At 71.0% G+C, this 13947-nt stretch carries 12 protein-coding genes; 7 read left to right on the forward strand and 5 right to left on the reverse strand.

Going from position 1 to position 13947, the window contains the following annotated elements:
• Window positions 1–98: 98 nt before the first annotated feature.
• Window positions 99–2132 (forward strand): hypothetical protein, encoded by a 2034-nt coding sequence (locus tag ACFQVD_RS19225; protein WP_343964409.1) that lies wholly within the window; start codon window positions 99–101, stop codon window positions 2130–2132.
• Between the two features lie 4 nt (window positions 2133–2136).
• Here the strand turns inward: ACFQVD_RS19225 and ACFQVD_RS19230 are convergent, their stop codons facing one another.
• Together ACFQVD_RS19230 and ACFQVD_RS19235 are read right to left on the reverse strand one after the other, a co-directional pair.
• A complete protein-coding gene (locus ACFQVD_RS19230; protein ID WP_343964407.1) occupies window positions 2137–2532 on the reverse strand; it encodes a DUF4345 domain-containing protein in 396 nt (131 codons plus the stop codon).
• A gap of 53 nt (window positions 2533–2585) precedes the next feature.
• Window positions 2586–3404, reverse strand: a complete 819-nt coding sequence (locus tag ACFQVD_RS19235) for an NmrA family NAD(P)-binding protein (protein WP_343964405.1) — start codon at window positions 3402–3404, stop codon at window positions 2586–2588.
• 140 nt (window positions 3405–3544) lie between these two features.
• On the opposite strand from ACFQVD_RS19235, the gene ACFQVD_RS19240 reads away from it, so the two are divergent.
• The 4 genes from ACFQVD_RS19240 (at window position 3545) to ACFQVD_RS19255 (ending at window position 8703) form a co-directional block, all read left to right on the forward strand.
• Window positions 3545–4546, forward strand: coding sequence for an AraC family transcriptional regulator (locus ACFQVD_RS19240; RefSeq protein WP_343964403.1), 1002 nt, complete (start codon window positions 3545–3547; stop codon window positions 4544–4546).
• A 74-nt stretch (window positions 4547–4620) separates the two neighbouring features.
• Window positions 4621–5409: a neutral zinc metallopeptidase gene (locus ACFQVD_RS19245; RefSeq protein ID WP_343964401.1), complete on the forward strand. Its 789-nt coding sequence runs from the start codon at window positions 4621–4623 to the stop codon at window positions 5407–5409.
• Between the two features lie 295 nt (window positions 5410–5704).
• Window positions 5705–6133: a hypothetical protein gene (locus ACFQVD_RS19250; RefSeq protein WP_343964399.1), complete on the forward strand. Its 429-nt coding sequence runs from the start codon at window positions 5705–5707 to the stop codon at window positions 6131–6133.
• Window positions 6130–8703: a M48 family metallopeptidase gene (locus tag ACFQVD_RS19255; protein ID WP_343964397.1), complete on the forward strand. Its 2574-nt coding sequence runs from the start codon at window positions 6130–6132 to the stop codon at window positions 8701–8703. The genes ACFQVD_RS19250 and ACFQVD_RS19255 overlap by 4 nt, the downstream gene beginning before the upstream one ends.
• Before the next feature lie 90 nt (window positions 8704–8793).
• Here the strand turns inward: ACFQVD_RS19255 and ACFQVD_RS19260 are convergent, their stop codons facing one another.
• A complete protein-coding gene (locus ACFQVD_RS19260; protein WP_343964395.1) occupies window positions 8794–9840 on the reverse strand; it encodes a class I SAM-dependent methyltransferase in 1047 nt (348 codons plus the stop codon).
• A gap of 185 nt (window positions 9841–10025) precedes the next feature.
• The gene (locus ACFQVD_RS19265; protein WP_343964393.1) at window positions 10026–10919 is read right to left on the reverse strand and encodes a phosphatase PAP2 family protein; all 894 of its coding nucleotides are present in this window, start codon (window positions 10917–10919) and stop codon (window positions 10026–10028) included.
• Window positions 10920–11229: 310 nt separating this feature from the next.
• Here ACFQVD_RS19265 and ACFQVD_RS19270 point away from each other — a divergent pair, with 310 nt between their 5' ends.
• Window positions 11230–11922 (forward strand): response regulator transcription factor, encoded by a 693-nt coding sequence (locus ACFQVD_RS19270; protein ID WP_343964391.1) that lies wholly within the window; start codon window positions 11230–11232, stop codon window positions 11920–11922.
• Complete coding sequence (locus ACFQVD_RS19275; protein WP_343964389.1) at window positions 11916–13106, forward strand: sensor histidine kinase; 1191 nt, start codon at window positions 11916–11918, stop codon at window positions 13104–13106. Before ACFQVD_RS19270 ends, ACFQVD_RS19275 begins: the two co-directional genes overlap by 7 nt.
• Here the strand turns inward: ACFQVD_RS19275 and ACFQVD_RS19280 are convergent.
• Entirely contained in the window at window positions 13055–13756 is a 702-nt protein-coding gene (locus tag ACFQVD_RS19280) for a hypothetical protein (protein ID WP_343964387.1), read from the reverse strand. The two genes, ACFQVD_RS19275 and ACFQVD_RS19280, sit on opposite strands and share 52 nt — an antisense overlap.
• Window positions 13757–13947 lie beyond the last annotated feature (191 nt).

Consider the following 13947-nt stretch of genomic DNA (forward strand, 5'->3'; position numbering starts at 1 on the left):
CCGATGTTCTCCCGGCCGCACGAGCCGGCGCGCGTCCTGCCTCGACTCTCTGGACGCAAACGATCAAAAGATGGCAGTGTTTGCGTAAAGGGGGCGATGTGCGGGTCGAGGACTTGTCCGATGCTGAGCGCCGGGTGTGGGAGGCGTTTCCGCTTGGGGAGGAGGTCGACTTCAGTACCGGGAGACCGGAGGAGGACGACCCGGCGGCGGGGGCGGCCTGGGACGAGGGGCGGACGATCCGGGCCAGGGTGATCGCCGTTCTGCTGATGAGCGAGGAGCCGCCCCGGTCGCACCGGATCCCGGCGCTCCGGATCAAGGGGGCCCGGATCACCGAGTGGGTGAACCTGGCCTACTCCACCCTCCGCCACTCCGCCCGGTTCCTGTCCTGTTTCTTCGTGGAGAAACCCAGCCTGCACTGGACTCGCTGCCCGCAGCTGAGCTTCAACGGCTCCCACCTTCCGGGCCTGTACGGTTCCAACGCGCAGATCGACGGGCATCTGCTGCTGGAGGGATGCGTGTTCACCGGCCCGGTGGAACTGCGCGGAGCCCAGCTCGCCGGAAGCCTCATGCTGAGCCACGCGCGGAGCACGGCCATCGACTGCGACCGGCTCCAGGCAGGGCGGGGCATCGCCGCGATCGGGCTCGACGCCACGGACCAGGTCGGGTTCTCCAACGTCAAGGTGAGCGGCACCGTGATTCTGGATCATGCCCGTCTGGCGGCCTCCGGCCGGAGCGCACTGAACCTGGACGGACTGATCGCCGACGGAAACGTCCTCTGCCGGTGGATGACGGTCACCGGGATGGTCAGCCTGCGCAACGCCCGGGTGAGCGGGCCGTTCGGCTTCACCGGAACCACGATCGACCATCTCGGTCAGATGGCCTTCCGTGGTTCCCGGGTCACCGCCGAAGGCGGCCTGTACCTGGGCGCCGAGTTCACCGCGACGGGCACCGTACGGCTGGCCAACTCGCGGGTCGACCGGGAGCTCAACCTGAGCGGCGCCCGCCTGATCCGTCCCGGCGGTGACGCGCTCCAGGCCGCGGAGCTACAGGTCGAGGGGAGCTTCGACGCGGAGGAGCTCAGCACCGAGGGGCGGGTGGATCTCTCCCAGGCGCGCATCTCGGGGTCGCTGAACCTGACCGGCACGAACCTGTCCGCGCCCGGCGAGGTCGTGCTCGACGCCGACGGGGTGAACGTCGGCGGCGGGCTGTCGTGCACCAAGGGGTTCCGGGCCGACGGTGCGGTCCGTCTCGCCGACGCGCGCGTCGGGACGTCCGCCGACTTCAGCGGCGCCCGGCTGAGCAACCCGGGTGGCCGGGCGCTCGACCTCGCCGGGGCGAGCATCGGCGGCGGCCTGGAGTGCGGGCGCGGCTTCGTCGCCGAAGGCGAGCTCACCCTGATCGGAACCCACGTCGGCAGGCACCTGTATCTCAACGACGCGACCCTGTCCGCGCCGGGCGGCCGCGCCCTGGCCGCCTGGCAGTTGCAGGCCCGCGAGCTGTACCTGCGCCCCAAGCTGGCGCCCGAGGGCGTCGTCGACCTGCGGCACGCCCAGATCGGGGTCATCCGCGACGACCCCGCCACCTGGTCGCCGCGCCGCCAGGACGGCCTCGGCTACGAGGCCCTGGATCCGAGGCTGCCCGCCGCCCGGCGCCTGGCCTGGCTGCGGGACGATCCCGACGGGTACGTGCCGCAGCCGTACGAGCAGCTCGCCGCCACCTACCGGCGGCTGGGGCAGGACGTCGACGCCCGTACCGTGCTGCTGGTCAAGCAGCGGCGGCAGCGCGCCGCGCTCCCGTTGTACGCGCGGGCCTGGGGGTGGCTGCAGGACGTCACGGTCGGGTACGGTTACCGCCCCGTCCGCGCCGCCCTGTGGTTTCTGGCCCTGCTCGTCACCGGTGCCGTCGTGTTCGCCGTGCACAACCCGCCCCGTGCCGAACCCGGCAAGGGTCCCGCTTTCAACGCGCTGTTCTACGCGCTGGATCTGCTGCTTCCGATCATCGACTTCGGGCAGGAGAAGGCGTACCAGCCCGCCGGCGGCGGCCAGTGGGTCGCCTACGGGCTGGTGATCGCGGGCTGGGTGCTGGTCACCACCATCGCCACCGGCATCACCCGCGCCCTGTCCCGCCACTGACCGCTCAAGCCGGGGTCTCTCGCCCGCCCTGGCGGCGATCCCGCACCAGGGCGAAGGCGCAGGCCAGCCCGATGATCAGCTCCAGCGCGGCCGCGAGCACCAGCCCGCTCGCCGGTATCCCGTCCAGTGCGATGCTCAGCAGGCGGGACAGGCCGTAGGCGAGGTAGGTCGCGGCACCGACGACCGTGGCGGTGAAGGCCAGCCGCGCGACGAACGCGCCGAGCAGGATCAGCGCACCGGCCGCCAGCAGCGCGCCGCCCGCGGCCCGGGTCTCGCTGAGCAGGCCGGCGTCGCTCCCGAGTTCGATGCCGTTGGCGCCGTGGAAGGCCGCGGGCGCGAACAGCGTCGCCGCGCCGATCCCGACCGCCACCACACCGGACACCAGCAGGATGAGTCTCACCGGTCTCGCGTTCCGCGTCTTCACCGCTCCCTCCGGCGGGTACGGCGGGCTCGTCATCTCCACGCCCCGGAAGCCGCGGCCGTACGGCAGAAGTCGGCGAAGTCGCGGGGCTCGCGGCCGAGTGCCTCTCGCACGCCGTGGGCCGTCGAGGCGTTGCGTCCGTCGAACACCTCTTCGCACAGGTCCGTGAGCAGGTCGGCGTAGCCGAGACCGACGCTCCGCTCCAGGGTGGCGTGAAACACCTCCGATGAGATGGCGACGTACTCGACCTGCCGGTCCGCGGCCTTCGCGATCTCGGCCGCGGCCTCGTGGAAGGTCAGCAGGCGCGGCCCGGTGAGCTCGTAGAGCCGTCCAGAGTGGCGGTCGTCGGTGAGGGCGGCGACCGCGACGTCGGCGATGTCGTCGACGTCGACGAACGGTTCCGCGACCTCGCCGGCCGGCAGCGCGATCACGCCGCCGAGCACCGAATCCCGCAGGTGGCCCTCACTGAAGTTCTGCGAGAACCAGCTCGTCCGGATGAGCGTGTGGTTCAGGCCGGACTCGCCGACGATCCGCTCGCAGCGCTGCGCGTTGGGCTCGCCCCTGCCGGAGAGCAGCACCAGCCGCTGGGCGCCCGCGTCGGCCGCGCACGCGGTCAGCTCCTCGATCGCGGCCGGTGCGCCGGGCGCGGCGAGGTCGGGGAAGTAGGAGACGTAGACGGATTCGGCGCCGCGCAGCGCCTGGGGCCAGGTGTCGGGCCGCTCCCAGTCGAAGGGCGGGTCGAGGTGGCGCGAGCCGCCCCTGACCGGGTGGCCGCGCTCGGCGAGCCGTTGCACGATTCGTCGGCCGGTCTTGCCGGTCGAGCCGATGACGAGGGTGTGGGGTCGCCGCATGCTCCTGATGCTCCTTTGGTTGCCGATGAGTCCAGTCTTGTGCGGCATCTCTGGACTAACAATGGAAAAAAGTCCGCTTTTCTTTGCAGCTCGTCTATCTTCGTGGACGGTTGGCCGAGAGCGGTGACACCATGACGGCCATGCCGAGTGCCCCTCGCCCGTTCCCCGCGCCCGCCGACCTGCTGGGCGAGACCCTGCACCTGCTCCGGCTGACCGGCACCCTCTACTGCCGTGCCGAACTCACCGCGCCGTGGGGGGTCGACGTACCGGCGCTCGACGGGTCGATGACGTTGCTGGTCGTCACCGCGGGCCGCTGCCTGCTGGAGATCGACGGAGCCGGACCGCTCCTGCTCCGGCAGGGCAGTCTCACCCTGATCCCGCACGGCACCCCGCACCGGTTGCGGAGCGGTCCCGACGCCGATACCGAACCGCTCTTCGACATACCGGTCGAGCAGGTCAGCGAGTGTTACGAGATCATGCGTCACGGTGGCGGCGGGGACCTCACGCACGCCACCTACGGTGTCGTGCGCTTCGACCATGTGGCGGCCCAGCGTCTCGTCGCGCAACTTCCCGAGGTGCTGCACATCGACGCCTGGGACGACGACGCCGCCAACTGGCTCAACAGCACGCTCCGGCTCATCTCCCGCGAGGCTCTCGCCCTGCGACCAGGCGGCGAGACCGTCATCACCCGGCTCGCCGACATCCTCGTCATCCAGGCGATCCGTTCCTGGCTCGACTCGGCGCCCGAGGCGAATCAGGGCTGGCTGGCCGCCCTGCGCGACGAGCAGGTGGGGCGGGCGCTCACGTTGATCCACCGCGCGCCCGAACGGCAGTGGAGCGTCGCCGCGCTCGCGCAGGAGGTCGGCATGTCCCGCTCGGCCTTCTCGGCGCGCTTCACCGACCTGGTCGGTGAATCCGCCATGCGCTATCTCACCCACTGGCGCATGCAGCTGGCCCGCATGCACCTTCGACGGACACCGGAGCCGCTCTCGGCGGTCGCCCGCCGCTTCGGCTACCAGTCCGAGGCGGCGTTCTGCCGGGCGTTCAAACGGACCTTCGGCGTGCCGCCGGGGAACGCCCGCCAGGCCGCGGATGACGCGGGCCCGGCGGCGCGAGGGTGGGACGGCGCCCCGACACGCTGATCCGCCGATCGCCACCCGGGCCGGCGCGAGCCGGGTGCGTGGCAGAGGCACCGGGAGTTCTAAGCTGTCCGGTCATGCGCCTCCTCCCGTTCCGCGCCGGTTCCCGGCGACCTCTCCGGCGTTGGGTCCCGCTGGTCGCCGCGTGTCTTGCCGTCCTGCCCGCCGGAGTCGCGCAGGCCGCCGCGCCCAAGCCCTCGTTGCTGAAGTCCGGCAGGCTGGCGGCCACCTCGTGCCCGGAGCCGCCGCTCATCGACAGAGGCATCCCACAGCCGGGCGAGTACCTCACCGCGGTCATGAAGTGTCTGAACACCTCGTGGTCCGCCCATTTCGCTCGGTCCGGGCTGCGGTTCCGCGCGCCCACGGTCCGCCTCTACCCCGAACCCGCGCGGCGCGTCTGCGGCATACCCTGGCCCCAAGGCGCGGACGCCTTCTACTGCACGAAACGGGCCACGCTGGTGTTCCCGCTCACCGATTCCTGGATCGAGGACCGCACCGATCTGTACCCCTTCAAGGTGGCGGCCCACGAGTACGGCCACCACCTGCAGAGCCTCACCGGCGTCAGGGACCACTACGAGAGGCGCGTCCGCTCCGACCACACCCGCCAGGCCGAACTCGGCCGCCGCTACGAACTCCAGGCCGACTGCCTGTCGGGGGTGTTCCTGGGCAGCGTACGGGACTCGCTGCCCCGTACCGATCAGGACTGGAAGGCACTGTCCGAGAAGCTCCGCGCCAGCGGTGACGAGGGCGAGCGCCGCACCCACGGCAGCGGCGCCAACCGGGTCCGCTGGTTCGAACGCGGCTATCGCGCGCTCTCCCCCGCCGCCTGCGACACCTGGACCGCCGGCCCGTCCCGGGTGTCCTGATCCGCGGGACCGGCGGAAGAGACACGAGATGTCTGGCCGGCCGGAGGCTGTCACCAGTCCATCGGGCGGCCTGGCCGAGCCTCGGGAGCACTCGATCTCCACGACGAGGGCGGGCCGCCGGTTCCAGCATCGCTACGACAGGAACGCCATCAGTACACATAAAGCGCATTGAATCCCAAAATAGGATATTTCAGCGTCAATTCATTTGTGGCATGTATTGCCGCCTGAAAAACGATCCATGGCTGGCTAGAATTCGTGACATCGGGGCCCAGATCACTTTCAGTGTGGAGGCATCGTGCCACAGACCGTCGTTGAGCTGGCCCGTGACGTCGTCGCCGAACTCGCTCCCGGCGAGCTCAAGGACTTTGATTTCCTGTCCCAGGCGTACCTGGACAATCCAAAGGCCGCCCGGCGTGCGGGGAAACCGTCCAACGAGCCCAACGCCTCGGGATGGTCGGTCGCCGTTCCGTTTCTCACCACCCTGGCCATGGCCGTGATCACGGATGTGGGCAAGGACCTGACCAAGGCGGCCGGGCAGTCGGCATGGTCGGCCCTGAAAGGCCGGTTCGCCAAGGAAGGGACGGACACCGAGCTTCCCGCCGCCGACGACGAGGAGCGCCTGCGCGAGCTGGCCATCCAGGCGGCGGCCGAACATGGGGTAACCCCCGAGAATGCCGTCCGACTCGCCGAAACCATCGTCAAGGGCTGGAAACACCCGAAGTGACAGCGACTCCTTTCACGCTGCCCACGGCTACCACCACCCGTTTCGTCCTGCTGATCGGACTTTCGGCGTTAACCGCCATCTACCTCGCCAGTCCCGTCAGCCGAATAGGCCCGATGCAGTTGGAGTGCGCCGTCGCGGCGGATCGGCAGGCCGTGACCGGCCGGGCCGCCCAGGTGGTCTCCACCTACCTGACGTGTGACAGGGACGCTCATCTCTGGAACGCGCTGTTCGACGTGGTGGTCATCGCGCTCTTCCTACTGGTCGTGGTTCTGCTGCACAATGCCGCGCCCGCGATCACCTCCCGCAGGCAGCACCTGTTGCCACTGCCCGTCGCCGCCTATCCGGAAGCCTCGGCAAGGGTCGAGCGGCTGATCGCCGAGGCCGGGCTCCAGGGCCGCGTCACGATACTCGTCAACCCTCATGACGACGGGGACAGCGGGCGCGCCTTCGGCCGGTTCGGCTCGCGCCGGGTACGGCTCAGCTTCGGGCTCATCCGCAGGTATCCGGAGTCGGAGCCGGAACTCAACGCGGTGATGCGCCACGAGCTCGCCCATGTCCGCAACCGCGACCTGAACATAACCGGCCTGACCCTGGCCAGTTGGTGGACGTTCGCACTCGCGGTGACCGTGATGTTGGTGTTCGTCATGACCGGGCCGCTCCGTGAGCTACCGGGACGCGCGATCCCACTGCTGCTGACCCTGGCCATCGCCTTCCTGACCACGGTCGCCGTCGCCAGGGTGCGCGAGCACTATGCCGATGTTCGAGCGGCCGAGGCCAACCTGGCAGCCGAAGATCCCGCCTTCCCGCCCAATGCCGTCGACCTGGCGAGAGCGGATTCCCGGTGGGTCCGATCGTGGCGACGGACGCTCCTGTGGCACCCCACCGTCCAGTCCAGGAAACGCGTGGTCGACGATCCGGCCTGGTTGCTGCGCCCCAACCTCCTGGACATGTTTCTGACCGGGGTCACCTCGGCGCTGACCTTTCCCTACCTGACCGTCTTCGCGACGGATCTGCTCGGTGACGAGGGGCGCAACGCGTATCTGCTGGCTGGAACGATCCAGGGGCCGCTGGTCGCGGCGGTGGCGGGAACCTCCCTCTGGCGGGGCGTCCTGCGAGCTCGGGAGTCGGGACTCCCGGTGCCCGGCGGGATCGGTTCGGGCATGGCTCTGGCGGCCGGGCTGTACATCGGGCTGCTGAGCCTGCTGTTCACCATCGACGGCAACCTCGCCCAACTGCTGGTCAGAGACATCCGCCTGGGAGTGGTGGCGGCGCTCCTGCTGATGGTGATCTGTATCGCGTTCTGCCGATGGAACGCCGTCACCGCGACCGCCTGGCTCGGCGTCTCCGCACGGCCCCGGCTACCACTGGCCGCAGCCGTCCCGGTGGGCGGCCTGCTGTTCGGCACGCTGTTCGCGAACTGGTACGCGGCGGCCGGTGGCCTGCCCGCCGAGATCAGCCTGCCGTTCCTTCAGCTGGTCTACCAGACGGTCAGCGGCCTGGCGGACCTCAGCACGCTGATGGCGCTCGTCCTGGCGTTGTTGCTGCCACTTTCCGCACGGCTCCGCCGGCCCCTGGAGAAGCACACCCTTTCCGTGGTTCCGCGTGGCGCGGTAGTGGTCCCTGTCGGCTGCGTGGTGATACTGACGACAGGTGGCGCTCTCCTCCTGCCAGAGGGACTGAATGCCTGGCTCACTCGCCTCCTACTGCCGCTCGCCCCCGCGTTCGCGGGCGAGGCGCATGCCGAGGGGTGGTCGGCCGTGATCGCGACGGGAACCTCGGCACTGGTCGCCGGATTCGCGACCGCGCTGGTGGTCAGCCGCTCCAACCGATCAGGACTCGGCCCGGTGTACGGTCTGCTGACCTCCTACCTGGTCGGGATGACCCTGCCCCTGGTGTTCACGGTCAGAGCGACGATCATCCTCTGTGGCCGATCGGCTCCGCTGTGCACACCGAACTCGCTCGCCGGTTACCTGGGCGCGCTGGCCCTTCTGCACGGCGCGATGGCTCTGACCGCGGGGACGGTGGGCACGCTGGCGGGCTCGGGCATCGGTGCGCTGCTACGCACCACCCGGCGGAAACCCGTGCGGGCCCCGGCGGGTGGGGCAACCGACGTCCAGGACTTCCGGCCGGCTCGCCGATCGGGCGCGACCGCGCTCGGGGCCGCGGGCGTGCTGGCCGTCACCCTGGTACTCGTCCTGGCGGGCGGGCACACCTGGCTTCAGGTGAACGGGGTGACGGCCCCCTCGCAGATCAAAGGCACACCGGTGTTCACGGAGGTCACCGCCTCGGCTCCAACCCACCGTACGCCTCTGCGCCAGTCCTGCGAGTGGATCTACCGTAGGGGCGCGAACATGGGCCTGGGCTCCGCCTACAACCGGTACCTGCTCGACATCTCGCTCGCCGCCACCGGCTCCGACAGCCGCGGCCTCGACGCGCTGGGCCGCGCCCTGCTGGACAGCCTGCGTCAGGGCGACCTCGCCGGCAGGGAACAAAGCCGCATCGCGGTCAGCAACCTGTGCATCATCTGGCTCTGGTACTTCAGCCAGGGCGGGACCGGCTCCACCGCATGATCGCCCTGAAAGGGGTGGCCCGGATTCCCATGCCGTCGCGGACAGCGGAGCGGCGTGGTCATCGACTTGTCCGGCCGATGACGCACCCCGCTACGGTTTCAGCTCCAGTACCAGGTTGAACGGGGTGGCGGTCGCCTGGCGGGTCCGGGTGAAACCCGCCTGCCGGGCCACCTCGAAGAGCCGTTCCCGCCCGGCCTGCGCGCCCAGGGCCTCGGTGCCGCCCTGGGCGAGCGCGTTGGGTACGCAGATGGTGGCCGAGGCGTTGAAGAAGAGCCGGCCCACCGGGTTGAGGTCGTCCGGCAGTCGCCCGTGCGCGAACGGCTCGACCAGCAACACGGTGCCGTCGGGCGTCAGGGTGGAGTGCACGTGTCGCAGCGCGGCAACGGGATCGCCCATGTCGTGCAGGCAGTCGAACAGGCAGACCAGGCCGTAGCCGGCCCCCGGGTAGTCGTCGGCGTAGGCCGTCTCGAAGCTCACCCGGTCCGTGACCCCGGCCTGCAGTGCCAGCTCGCGGGCCCGCACGATCGAGGGCAGGTGCGCGTCGAAGCCGGTGAAGCGCGAGTTCGGGTACGCCTCCGCCAGCACGATGGTCGAGGCGCCGTGCCCGCAGCCGACATCCGCCACCAGGGTCCCGGCGGTCAGTTTCCCCTCGGCGTCCGAGAGTGCGGGAATCCAGCTGTCTCGCAGGTGGGCGGCGTATCCGGGGCGGAAGAACCGCTCGGTGCCGTTGAACAGCGCCCGGTCGTGGTCGGGCCAGGCCAGCTCCCCGGCACCTCGGTAGGCCGCCGCGATCCCGGCCTCGTCGCGGTAGACGGAGGAGATCAGTTCGGCGAGCCCGGTCATGAACACCGGGCTGGTCTCGTCGGCGAACACCCTCGCCTGCTCGTCGGTCAGCGTGTAGGTGCCGTCCCGGTAGCGGACGTATCCGGCACATGCCTGGGCCGCGAGCCATTCGGCGACGAGCCGCTCGTTGGTGCCGGTGCGCCAGGCCAGGTCACCGGGGCTGAGCGGGCCCGCACCCACCATCGCCTTCCACAGGCCCAGCCGGTCTCCGAGCACGACCGTCGCCGCTCCGAACGCGGCCCCCATGTCGAGCACGACCTGGTCCACGAGCCGCTGCAGCCCGGCCTCGTCCATCGGAGCCTTCCCCGTCGGTCCGTGTGGTCGCCCGCGGAACTCGGTTCGAGTCCGCCCGCCGCGCGGGAGCGCGCGGGAGGGGTCGGCGAATCCCCGCGCGACCACCGTTCCCAGCGTAGTGCCGGCCTTTCGCGCCCCCCGGAAACGGATGTTCAACGTCGCGCAACGGCTCCTTCGGCCTCGGATCAAAAGCGTCCGCTGTGCCGGCCGTTGTCCGACGCCTGCGACAGGTCGGCCCGGAAAGGATCGAAGTGATGCGGCTCGGCGGGCAGGTCCCCCATCGGCCGCCCGTGCTGGAGGGAGGGGCCGGCCCGGTGCCGGCCCGCGGCGGCGACCGGACGGCGACCGTACCGGCCCTCGGGGTCGGAGTCGTTCCGGCCCAGGCGCTCGACCAGCGGCGACACCAGCCGCACCGCTGGCGGCGTGAGCGCGAGCAGCACCGCCACCACCACGCCTGCGGCGAGAATCACACCGGCGAGCACGTCGTGCGGGTAGTGGACTCCCACCATCACCCGGAGCAGCGCCGCCACCGCGGCCAGCGGCAGGGTCAGCGCGGCGAGGCGGGGACGGAGCAGGGCCAGCCCGACCGCGAGCCCGGCGGCCAGGGTGGCGTGGTTGCTGGGAAACGACCAGTCCCCCACCTCCGGGCACTCCGCGATCGCCGCCGCGGCTCCCGGCACCACCCGGCAGGGGCGTTCCTCGGTCACCATCAGCTTCACCGTCTCGCTGATCGCATAGGCGGCGACGGTGCCCACGCCGATCATGACGGTTCCGGCGACACCACGTACGTCCCCCCGGCGCAGGGCGGTCCACCACACTCCGACGAGGATCAGCCCGAGGAGCACGAGGGTGCCGTCGGTGGCGATCTCCATCGCCGTGCTCGCCCACCAGGGCGCGTTCGCCACCGCCTCGGTCACCGATCGGTACCCGGAGGCCGAGGCGCCTTCCACGACCTTCGCCGGACCGGCCCCGCCCGTTCCCTCCGGCGAGAGCCAGGCAACGACTCCGGCACCCAGGCCCAGCGACACGGTCGAGCCCAGCAGCCGGTTGCGGAGATTGTTCCCAGCGTCAGTCTTCATAGCGGTTGATCATAAGAAGGACCGTGGCATAACACCTAAATGAACAACAATCGAATCTGAGATGAATCTCAGGGCGGCGACCGGGTGTCCCGAAAACCAGGGCCGGTGCCGTTCCACCCGGCTTTCGGCGCGGTCCGCGAGTGGCCGCCGCGCGCCGTCGGCCCGCCGCGGTCTCGGCTCCGGTATCAGGTCGAACCCGGCCGTCCGCCGTGTGACGGACCCCCGCTCCGCCACCCGGCGGATGCCCGGTCGGCCACGGCGCCCCGGCCGGGGTGGTCCGCAGGCGGTCGATCTCGGTAACCTGCTACGCATGCCTGGTAGGACGGACGGTCTCGCGAGGATCAGGCTGGTCATCGCGGACGACCAGGCCATGATCCGCACCGGGCTGCGATTCGTCGCGGAGAGCGCCGCGGACATCGAGGTCGTCGGGGAGGCCGTCGACGGGCTGGAAGCCCTCTCGGTGACCCGGCGACTGCGACCGGACGTGCTGCTGATGGACATCGCGATGCCCCGGCTGGACGGCCTGGGCGCCGCCCGGCGACTGCTCTCGGACCCGCATCCGCCCAGGATCGTCATGCTGACCACCTTCGACACCGACGAGAACCTGCACGCCTCACTCCGCGCCGGAGTGAACGGCTTCCTGCTCAAGACCTCGCCCCCCGAGCAGCTCATCGAGGCGGTACGGGTGGCGGCGGCCGGCGACGCGCTCATCGACCCGGCGGCCGCCATGCGGGTGATCGCCTCGTTCACCGCGCACCACAGGCCGGTCGCACCGCCCGAGCTGGCCACGCTCACCTCGCGTGAGCTGGAGGTGTTGCGTCTGCTCGCCCGGGGGCTGTCCAACCCCGAAATCGCCAGGAGGCTCCAGGTGGGCGACGCGACCATCAGGACCCACGTCGCCCGGGTGCTGCACAAGCTCGGCCTGCGCGACCGGATCCAGGCCGTCGTGTTCGCCTACGAGGCCGGGGTCGTGCGGCCCGGACAGCGGGACCGGTCGTGCTGAGGAGAGCGCTCGGCGACTGGCGGCCGACCTGGCTGGATCTCCTTCTCTCCCTCGCCGTGGTGATCACCGGCCTCGTCGAGTCCTTCGGCCGCCAGGGCTCCCAGCCCGGCCAGATCAGCGATCCGGTGCCGCTGGCGGTGGGGGCGGTCGTCGCCGGGACGCTGCTGCTGCTCCGGCGCAGGTTCCCCACCGCCCTGCTCCTCGCACTGATCTCGATCGGCCTGGCCGTACGGGCGGTGGCGGGCGACGGCTACTACGCCGCCTGGCACTTCTACTCGACGCTCATCCTGGTCCACACCGTGGCCAGCGCCGCGGAGCTGCGGAGCCGCCGCGGGCTCGCGGGGCTGGCGTGCGTACTGGTGGCGTACGCCGGCCTGCAGACGTTCCAGCGCAACGACCTCGCCGAATTCATGATCAGCGCCGTCTTCATGGGGGTGGCGTACGGGAGCGGCATCCTGCTGCGTCGCCAGATCGACCGGACGTTGCGGCTGGCGGAACGCGCCATCCGCCTTGAGGTGGAGCGCGAGGAGCGGGCCCGGCAGGCGGTGGCGGAGGAACGGGCCCGGATCGCCAGGGAGCTCCACGACATCGTCTCGCACAACGTGAGCGTGATGACCCTGCACACCGGCGGGGTGCGGATGCGGCTCGGCGAGGAGCACAGGCGGGAGCGCGACATGCTGCTCGGGGTCGAGAAGGCCGGCCGCGAGGCGGTCGAGGAGCTCCAGCTCATGCTGGGGGTGCTCCGCAGGACCGGCGATCCGGACCCCGGCGCCTCCCAGCCGGGCCTGGAGCGGCTGGACGAGCTGGTCGCGCAGGTCAGGGAGGCCGGGTTGGACGTCCGCCTCCGGATCACCGGCGAGCCGCGTGCCCTGCCGCCGGGACTCGCGCTCTCCGTCTACCGGGTGATCCAGGAGGCTCTGACCAACGTGCTGAAGCACTCCCCCGCCGCCAGTGCCGACGTCGTCATCGCGCACGGCCCGACCGGGCTGGATGTGGAGATCACCGACGACGGCACAGGAGGCGGGCGCCGCTCGGACGGGCGGCGCCCTGGCGGGCACGGTCTGATCGGGATGCGCGAGCGGGCCGCGTTGCACGGCGGCGAGCTGTCCGCCGGTCCCGTCCCCGGCGGCGGTTACCGGGTGGTCGCCCGGTTCCCGCTGGGCACCCCGGCGGCGACCGGCTGATCCGCTTCCCGCCCGGCCCACTCCGCGTCGGTCATCCGCAGCATCCGCAGCCCGATCACCCCGGAACCGGCCAGGTAGAGCAGGCCGCCCACGGCCGTGCCGATCGGGAAGACCAGGGTTCCGAAGACGCCCGCGATGATCGCGAAGGGCGCCCACCACGGCCCGTGGCCGGCGTAGGCCAGGGCCAGTCCGAGCAGGAACAGGCCGAGCAGCCCGAGGAAGCCCGGGATCTGGAACCCGAAGGTGGCACCGGGGTCGGCGAACGCCTGCTCGGCGAGCATCTCGCCCTGGGCGGGCGGCAGGGCGCGTTCGAGCCGGGAGTAGAAGAAGTCCCCGAGCATCAGCCCGGAGAAGTTCACCACGCCGAGCAGCGCGAGACCACCGGCGAGATGGCCGAAGACGACTCCCCGGTGCCGGATGAGGTGGATCATCCCGATGATTCCCGGGATCATCAGCACCCAGCTCCAGTGCAGCAGCGAGGCGCTGACCGAGACCTGCTCCGGATACCTGCCGTACACGCCGGTGGTGTCACCGCCCTGCCGCAGGGCCGGGTCGACGACGGCGCCCGCGATGTAGAGGAGCGGCGCGACGATGAGGCACACCCCCGCGGCCCATCTGCGGAAGCCGAGTGGATTGGAGAGCGACGGCATGAGATCTTCCCTTGCGTTCCGGCCCGCGTCTGGACCGGCGGGGCGAGGCCGGGAACGCTAGGCGACGACGCGGCGCGCGTCGTCCTCCTCATGGCCTATCGTCGCTCCACTGTCCGGCGGACCTCCTGCCCCGCGCACCGCGACGCGGATCCGGCGTCCGGCCCGCGGGGTTCACCGCGCCGGGCGCGACA

Origin of the sequence: Streptosporangium amethystogenes subsp. fukuiense (assembly GCF_042665875.1) — a bacterium.
Classification (GTDB): domain Bacteria; phylum Actinomycetota; class Actinomycetes; order Streptosporangiales; family Streptosporangiaceae; genus Streptosporangium; species Streptosporangium fukuiense.

Coding starts and splice junctions, on each gene's coding strand:
- ACFQVD_RS19235 (WP_343964405.1), bottom strand. CDS start 3,404: ATGCGGCGACCCCACACCCTCGTCATCGGCTCGACCGGCAAGACCGGC.
- ACFQVD_RS19245 (WP_343964401.1), top strand. CDS start 4,621: ATGCGCCTCCTCCCGTTCCGCGCCGGTTCCCGGCGACCTCTCCGGCGT.
- ACFQVD_RS19270 (WP_343964391.1), top strand. CDS start 11,230: ATGCCTGGTAGGACGGACGGTCTCGCGAGGATCAGGCTGGTCATCGCG.
- ACFQVD_RS19280 (WP_343964387.1), bottom strand. CDS start 13,756: ATGCCGTCGCTCTCCAATCCACTCGGCTTCCGCAGATGGGCCGCGGGG.
- ACFQVD_RS19265 (WP_343964393.1), bottom strand. CDS start 10,919: ATGAAGACTGACGCTGGGAACAATCTCCGCAACCGGCTGCTGGGCTCG.
- ACFQVD_RS19260 (WP_343964395.1), bottom strand. CDS start 9,840: ATGGACGAGGCCGGGCTGCAGCGGCTCGTGGACCAGGTCGTGCTCGAC.
- ACFQVD_RS19240 (WP_343964403.1), top strand. CDS start 3,545: ATGCCGAGTGCCCCTCGCCCGTTCCCCGCGCCCGCCGACCTGCTGGGC.